The sequence below is a fragment of the Streptomyces sparsus genome, from assembly GCF_054776295.1.
Window position 1 is genome coordinate 1 of the sequence record NZ_BAAHCA010000203.1, and the last position, 6,630, is coordinate 6,630.

General features: G+C 72.9%; 7 protein-coding genes and 1 pseudogene. 5 read left to right on the forward strand and 3 right to left on the reverse strand.

What is annotated here, in order from left to right:
* Window positions 1-104 precede the first annotated feature (104 nt).
* Complete coding sequence (glmM, locus tag ACYVE9_RS12115) at window positions 105-1,463, forward strand: phosphoglucosamine mutase (protein ID WP_461027805.1); 1,359 nt, start codon at window positions 105-107, stop codon at window positions 1,461-1,463.
* A 165-nt stretch (window positions 1,464-1,628) separates the two neighbouring features.
* Window positions 1,629-2,096, forward strand: coding sequence for an SRPBCC domain-containing protein (locus ACYVE9_RS12120; protein ID WP_461027806.1), 468 nt, complete (start codon window positions 1,629-1,631; stop codon window positions 2,094-2,096).
* A gap of 72 nt (window positions 2,097-2,168) precedes the next feature.
* Here ACYVE9_RS12120 and ACYVE9_RS12125 read toward each other — a convergent pair whose 3' ends face one another.
* Window positions 2,169-2,813, reverse strand: coding sequence for an NADPH-dependent F420 reductase (locus tag ACYVE9_RS12125; RefSeq protein ID WP_461027807.1), 645 nt, complete (start codon window positions 2,811-2,813; stop codon window positions 2,169-2,171).
* 57 nt (window positions 2,814-2,870) lie between these two features.
* Window positions 2,871-3,683 carry an inositol monophosphatase family protein gene (locus tag ACYVE9_RS12130; RefSeq protein ID WP_461027808.1) on the reverse strand — a complete coding sequence of 271 codons (813 nt, stop codon included), beginning with the start codon at window positions 3,681-3,683 and terminating at the stop codon, window positions 2,871-2,873.
* Between the two features lie 111 nt (window positions 3,684-3,794).
* Here ACYVE9_RS12130 and ACYVE9_RS12135 point away from each other — a divergent pair, with 111 nt between their 5' ends.
* Window positions 3,795-4,706 carry a LysR family transcriptional regulator gene (locus tag ACYVE9_RS12135; RefSeq protein WP_461027809.1) on the forward strand — a complete coding sequence of 304 codons (912 nt, stop codon included), beginning with the start codon at window positions 3,795-3,797 and terminating at the stop codon, window positions 4,704-4,706.
* 76 nt (window positions 4,707-4,782) lie between these two features.
* Window positions 4,783-5,202 (forward strand): DUF4259 domain-containing protein, encoded by a 420-nt coding sequence (locus ACYVE9_RS12140; RefSeq protein WP_461027810.1) that lies wholly within the window; start codon window positions 4,783-4,785, stop codon window positions 5,200-5,202.
* Between the two features lie 68 nt (window positions 5,203-5,270).
* On the opposite strand, the gene coaA is transcribed toward ACYVE9_RS12140, so the two are convergent.
* On the reverse strand, window positions 5,271-6,191 hold the full coding sequence (gene coaA, locus ACYVE9_RS12145; protein ID WP_461027811.1) for a type I pantothenate kinase: 921 nt from the start codon (window positions 6,189-6,191) through the stop codon (window positions 5,271-5,273).
* 247 nt (window positions 6,192-6,438) lie between these two features.
* On the opposite strand from coaA, the pseudogene ACYVE9_RS12150 reads away from it, so the two are divergent.
* A pseudogene (locus ACYVE9_RS12150) lies at window positions 6,439-6,630 on the forward strand (hypothetical protein); the annotation flags it as partial.

A 6,630-nucleotide genomic window follows, 5' to 3' on the forward strand; every position in this document is an offset into this window, starting at 1 on the left:
GCCGCCGGCCCCGCGACTGCCCACCACGGCAGCCGGGGCGTATACCTGGAACAGCCGTCCGGATCAGCCCCGGAGGTCACGGCTCGCACATCTCGGAGGAACACGTGGGACGACTCTTCGGAACGGACGGGGTACGGGGCGTCGCCAACGCCGACCTCACAGCCGAGCTGGCGCTCGGCCTGTCGGTCGCGGCGGCGCATGTGCTCGCCGAGGCGGGCACCTTCGAAGGCCACCGCCCGGTGGCGGTGGTGGGCCGTGACCCGCGCGCTTCGGGAGAGTTCCTGGAGGCCGCCGTGGTCGCCGGGCTGGCCAGCGCGGGCGTCGACGTGCTGCGGGTGGGCGTGCTGCCGACCCCGGCGGTGGCGTACCTCACCGGTTCGCTCGGTGCCGACCTCGGCGTGATGCTCTCCGCGAGCCACAACCCGATGCCGGACAACGGCATCAAGTTCTTCGCCCGCGGCGGGCACAAGCTCGCCGACGCGCTGGAGGACCGCATCGAGGCGCTCTACCAGGGCCACAGCACGGGTGAGGGCTGGGACCGGCCCACCGGTTCCGGCGTCGGCCGGGTCACCGACTACGCCGAGGGCTTCGACAACTACGTCGCACACCTCACCGGTGTGCTGCCGAACCGGCTCGACGGTCTGAAGGTCGTCATCGACGGCGCGCACGGCGCCGCCGCCCGCGTGTCCCCGGAGGCGTTCGCCCGGGCCGGCGCGGAGATCGTCACCATCGGTGCCGAGCCGAACGGCCTCAACATCAACCAGGACTGCGGCTCCACCCACCTGGCCGGCCTGCGGGCCGCGGTGCTGGAGCACGGCGCGGACCTGGGCGTCGCCCACGACGGTGACGCCGACCGCTGCCTGGCCGTGGACGGCACCGGCGCGGAGGTCGACGGCGACCAGATCCTCGCGGTCCTGGCCCTGGCGATGAAGGAGGCCGGCTCGCTGCGGAAGAACACCGTGGTGGCGACGGTCATGTCCAACCTCGGCTTCAAGTTGGCCATGCAGCGGGAGGGCGTCGAACTGCTCCAGACCGCCGTCGGCGACCGCTACGTGCTGGAGGAGCTCAAGCGCGGTGGCTACTCGCTCGGCGGGGAGCAGTCCGGCCACGTCATCGCGCTGGACCACGCCACCACCGGCGACGGCACGCTGACCGGTCTGATGCTGGCCGCCCGCGTGGCCGCGACCGGCACGCCGCTGGCCGAGCTGGTCACCGTGATGGAGCGGCTGCCGCAGGTCCTGATCAACGTGCCGGACGTGGACCGCTCACGGGTGACGACGTCGGGGGAGCTGGCCGCCGCGGTCAGCGACGCCGAGCGTGAACTGGGTGAGACGGGCCGGGTGCTGCTGCGCCCTTCCGGCACCGAACCGCTGGTACGGGTGATGGTCGAGGCCGCCGACATCGAGCAGGCCCGCGCGGTCGCCGGCCGGCTGGCCGACGTCGTCAAGACCACGCTGGGCTGAACCCGCCGAAGGGGGCGCCTGCCGGATCTCGGATCCCGGCGGGCGCCCCCTTCGTTGTGGGCCCGGTGCCGCCGGGCCCGGGGCCCGTCACCCGGCGGCGTCCGCCCCCGGGTGACGCGGAATCGGTGCCGGACCAGCGCCCGGCGGTTGCGTTACGGTCGGAGCATGGATGCTGAGACGGCGAACGCGGCAGTGGAGCTTCCGACGGATCAACAGGCCTCCTTCACCCTCTTCACCTCCGGCCTCTCCCGGTGGTGGCCGGCGGAGTTCTCCTGGTCCGGTGCCGAGAACCTCACCGGCATGGGCATGGACGAACGGCTCGACGGCGCGCTGTACGAGATCGGGGAGCACGGGCTGCGCTGGGACTGGGGGCGCGTCCTGGCCTGGGACCCGCCGAACGGGCTGGTCTTCAGCTGGCAGATCGGACCCGACCGGGTGCCCGTCCCCCGCGCCGACCAGGCCACCGAGGTCTCCGTGACGTTCACCGCGCAGGGCGCGGGCACCCTCGTCGAGGTGCGGCACAGCGGCTGGGAGCGGCACGGGGAACTCGGCCCCGGTTATCTCGAGAACTTCCGGCACGCCTGGCCCATGGCGCTGGACGCGCTCCACCGGGCGGCCACGGACGCCGTCTGAACCGGGTGCCGGTGTCGGCGCGCAAGTGCGGCGAGGTGTTCGGTTCTGTGGTGCCGGCGGTCGTCTCGGCGGTCAGCGGGAGAGGGAGACGGCGAAAGGCTGGAAGCCGTGCCGGCGCAGGACGTGGGGCACGACCAGGATCATGGCCTCGGTGGCGCGGGCCGTGCTGATGCCCCCGAGGTCCTCGATCCAGGCGGGCTGCCAGCCCAGGTCGGTGAGCAGGCCGGTGACGGTCTGCTTCGCGGTCTTGTCGTCGCCCGAGAGGTAGACGGTCGGCGGGGTGGCCAGGGTTTCGGGAGCGGTCATGACCGTGAACAGCATGGTGTTGAGGGTCTTGACCACGTGGGTGTCGGGGAGCGCGGCGTGGAGTTCCTCGGCGAGGCTGCCGCCGGGGTGGCACAGGTCGCCGGGCAGGCCGTCCTCGGCGTCGCGGGTGGCGTTGGAGACGTCGACGAGGACCTTCCCGGAGAGCTCGGTGCGCAGGTCGGTGAGGCGGGCCAGGGAGCTGTCACCGGGGGTCGCGTTGATCACGAGGTCCGCGGTGCGGGCCGCGGTGCGCTGGTCGGTGACGGTGATCCGCGGATCGGCCCCGGCGGCGCGGTCCGCGGTGTGCCGCGCGGTCCGGCTGCCGAGAGTGACGCGGTGTCCCGCGGTGGAGAGCCTGCCGGCGAGGTTGGTGCCGACGCGGCCGGTGCCCAGGATGGCGATACTGGCCATGAGGTGACGCTCCTTGTGATGTCGGGTGTGTGATGTCGGGTGGGGAAAATCGTGCGGTCAGGCGATCGGTGACAGGACCTCCAGGGCGGCGGCGTGGACGCCGGGGGCGGCGGCCAGGAAGTCGCGGCTGGCTGTGCTCCATGCCTCGCCGGTCAGGTCGGTGACGGTGCCCCCCGCCTCGGAGACCAGCAGAGCGCCGGCGACCAGGCCGGAGCGGACGTCGGAGAACTGCCAGAAGGCGTCCGTGCGTCCGGCGGCGACGTGGATGAGCTGCATCGTCGCGGGAACGGACACGCGCACGACCAGGCCGTTGACGAGCATGGCGGTGACGGAGTCGCCGATCCGCCGGAAAGTGCGCTCGCCCTCGTCCGGCCTGGCCTGGCCGGTGCCGACGAGCGCGGCGCCCAGGTTGGTCTTGGCGGACACCTTCAGGAGCCGGTCGTTGAGGCGGGCACCGCCGCCCGCGACGGCGGTGTAGGTGTCACCGGTCAGCGGCAGGTGGACGACGGTGAGCACCGGCCGGTTGTCGCGGACCAGGGTGGCGGTGACGGCCCAGTCGTCCATGCCGTGCACGTGGTTGACGTTGCCCTCGGCGGGGTCGACGACCCACCACTCCCCGGCCGGGAGCGCGCCGCCTGCCAGCTCGTCCTCGGCCCACCGCGAGCCTGGCCGGGCCCGCAGCAGCGGTTCCCGCAGCACGTCCAGCACCGCGTCGTCGTTGGCGTGGATCTCCTCGACGACCTCGTCAAGACTCACGCCGCGGGCGTGTGCGGTGGAACGGTCGCGCAGCGTGCGTCCGGCGGTCTGCACCGCAGCGGTCACGTCCGGCAGGAGCGTCGTGTCGGCGGCGAAGGGCATGGCTGTGCTCATCGAGGGCTCCCTGGGGTCTGTCGACGCGGTTCGTCCCGCGTCCACGTCTCGAAGGTAGGCCGCCCGCTGATTAACAACAAGTGCATGCTTTTCACTTGTAGATTGACTTTCATGCAACTGGACTTGAACCTGCTCACGGCTCTGGACGCACTGCTGGAAGAGGGCAGTGTCACCGGCGCCGCAGCCCGCCTCCACGTCACCGCACCGGCGATGAGCCGCTCCCTGGGCCGCATCCGCAAGGCCACCGGTGACCAGATCCTGGTCCGCACCGGTCGCAGCATGGTGCCCACCCCCCGCGCGCTGGCCATGCGCTCCCAGGTCCACACCCTCGTGCAGCAGGCCCACCACCTCCTGTCCGCGCGGCAGGAACTCGACCTGGCGGCTCTGGACCGGGTTTTCACCGTGCGCTGGCACGACACCCTGACCGCGGCCTGCGGCACCGCCCTGACCACGGCCGTCCGCCGCCAGGCCCCCGGCGCCCGGCTGCGGCTGGCCGCCGAACCCGGCACGGACACCCCCGGGTCGCGCCGGGGTGAGGTCGACCTCGAATCCAGCTCCGGTCAGCCGGGACTTCCCGACATCCGCCACCGCCTCCTCGGCAGGGACCGGCTGGTCGTCGCCGTCCGCCCTGATCACCCGCTCGCCGAGGGTGTGCTGAGCGCCGACCGCTACGCGGCCGCCGAACACCTCACCGTCTCGCGGCGCGGCAGCCTGCGCGACTCGGTCGACGACGCCCTGACCGCGTGCGGCCTCGAACGACGCGTCGTCGCCGCCGGGCCCACCGCCGCCTTCGCGCTGCAACTCGCGCGCGACACCGACCTGGTGGTCACCCTCCCCGACGCGGTCACCCGCGCGGCCCGGGACCGACTCGGTCTGGTCACCCTGCCGCCGCCGCTCCGGTTGCCCGACGTGCCCCTGTACCTGCTGTGGCACCAGCGTTATGACGACGACCACGCCCATGCCTGGCTGCGCGACCTGGCCACCGAGACCGTCCAGGCGCTGTTCGCGCCACCGGACGCCTGACCGGAGGCCGGCCCCGCGGGCGTTGTCAGCGCCAGATGGCAGGGTGTTCGCAACGACGTGCGAACGGGGAGACGGCATGGGCACCTGGGAGATCGGCTACTTCGACAACGACGCCGCGGCGGACTTCTCGCACACGCTGGACGACGCCGCCGAGGCCGAACGGGCCGGGCTGCTGCGGGACGCCCTCCGCCGCGCGAGCGAGACCACGGGCTATCTGGACGGCGGCGTGGCGGCCGTGGTGGAGGCCGCCGCCGCGCTGGTCGCCTCGCAGTGCGCGGGCGGTGAACCCGTCACGACGGCCTACGGCCCGGACCGGCCGCTTCCCCCACTGCCGCCGGAGCTGCGGGAGTTGGCCGTCACCGCGCTGGACCGGGCGGACACCGGGCCGTCGGAGCTGCTCGACCTGTGGACCGGGGAGGGCGCGGGCGACCTCTGGCTCGGGGGAACGGAGCGCCTCCGCAAGGTGATCGCCGCCGACCTCGCGGCCGACGGCTGACGGCCCGACGACTTGACGGCCCGACGGCTGAAGCGAGCGCCCCGGCCCCGGTCCGGGGCGGGCGCCCGTCAGAGCTTGCGGAGGGAGAGCCGCTGCACGGTGTGGTCCTGGCCCTTGCGCAGGACGAGACCGGCCCGGCTCCTCGTCGGGGCGATGTTCTGCTCCAGGTTGGCCCGGTTGATGGTGCGCCAGGTCGTGCGCGCGTAGTCCAGGGCCTCCTCCTCGGAGACCTGGGTGTACTTGCGGAAGTAGGAGAACGGGTTCTGGAACGCCGTCTCGCGCAGCTTGCGGAAACGGTCGAGGTACCAGCGCTCGATGTCCTCGGTGCGGGCGTCCACGTACACGGAGAAGTCGAAGTAGTCGGCGACGCTCACCCGGGTCCGGCCGTCCTTGCCCGGCAGCGCGGGCTGGAGCACGTTCAGGCCCTCGACGATGAGGATGTCCGGACGCCGCACGGTCAGCCGCTCGTCGGGCACGATGTCGTAGATCAGGTGCGAGTAGACGGGCGCGCTCACCGTCTCCTTGCCGGCCTTGACGTCCGCCACGAACCGGGTCAGCGCCCGCCGGTCGTAGGACTCCGGGAACCCCTTGCGGGACATCAGGTCGCGGCGGTGCAACTCCGCGTTCGGCAGCAGGAACCCGTCCGTGGTGACCAGCTCCACCCTGGGGTGCTCGGGCCAGCGGGCCAGCAGCGCCTGCAACAGGCGGGCGGTGGTGGACTTGCCGACCGCGACACTGCCCGCCACGCCTATGACGAACGGTGTGCCCGGCTGGGCGCCGGCGCCCAGAAAGGTGTTGACGGCGCCGCGGAGGCCGTGGGTCGCGCCGACGTACAGGTTCAGCAGGCGCGAGAGCGGCAGGTAGATGTCCCGCACCTCGTCCAGGTCGACGACGTCCCCGAGACCGCGCAGCCGCTCCACCTCGTCCGCGGTCAGCGGCAGCGGCGTGCGTTCCCGCAGCGCGCTCCACTCCGCGCGGCTGAGGTCCACGTACGGCGTGGGGGTGGCGTCACCGCGTCGCCGGGCTGCGGCGGGCGGCTTCGCTGACGGGGACGCTGCGGGGATGTGGGGCACAGGCCCATTGTCCGGGTGCCCCGCGGCACGGACCTCCCCGGGGCGTCCGAGTCGTCGGGCGCGGTCCGGCCGTACCCTTCCGGCCCCTGTACCTACCGGCCCGTCGGGGTTAGGTTCCCCCCACCGACGACGCCGGCCCGCCGGGCCGGCAAGAGGGGGCCGTATGCCTTCCCACCTCGACGCGCTCATCGAGGATCTGCCCGACGAGGACATCACCGACGATCCGGACGACACGCTCGACCTGTACCGGATGGGCAGCAAGCCCCGCTGTGAGGAAGCCGAATACCTGGCCATGCTGCACGAGGCCGTCGCCGGGGTGCTGTCGCCGGTCCCGTCTCCCCACGGGGCCGGCGCG

Excerpts from the sequence above, each read along its gene's own strand:
- ACYVE9_RS12120 (WP_461027806.1), top strand. The coding sequence starts at position 1,629 with ATGGATGCTGAGACGGCGAACGCGGCAGTGGAGCTTCCGACGGATCAA.
- ACYVE9_RS12125 (WP_461027807.1), bottom strand. The coding sequence starts at position 2,813 with ATGGCCAGTATCGCCATCCTGGGCACCGGCCGCGTCGGCACCAACCTC.
- ACYVE9_RS12130 (WP_461027808.1), bottom strand. The coding sequence starts at position 3,683 with ATGAGCACAGCCATGCCCTTCGCCGCCGACACGACGCTCCTGCCGGAC.
- ACYVE9_RS12135 (WP_461027809.1), top strand. The coding sequence starts at position 3,795 with ATGCAACTGGACTTGAACCTGCTCACGGCTCTGGACGCACTGCTGGAA.
- ACYVE9_RS12140 (WP_461027810.1), top strand. The coding sequence starts at position 4,783 with ATGGGCACCTGGGAGATCGGCTACTTCGACAACGACGCCGCGGCGGAC.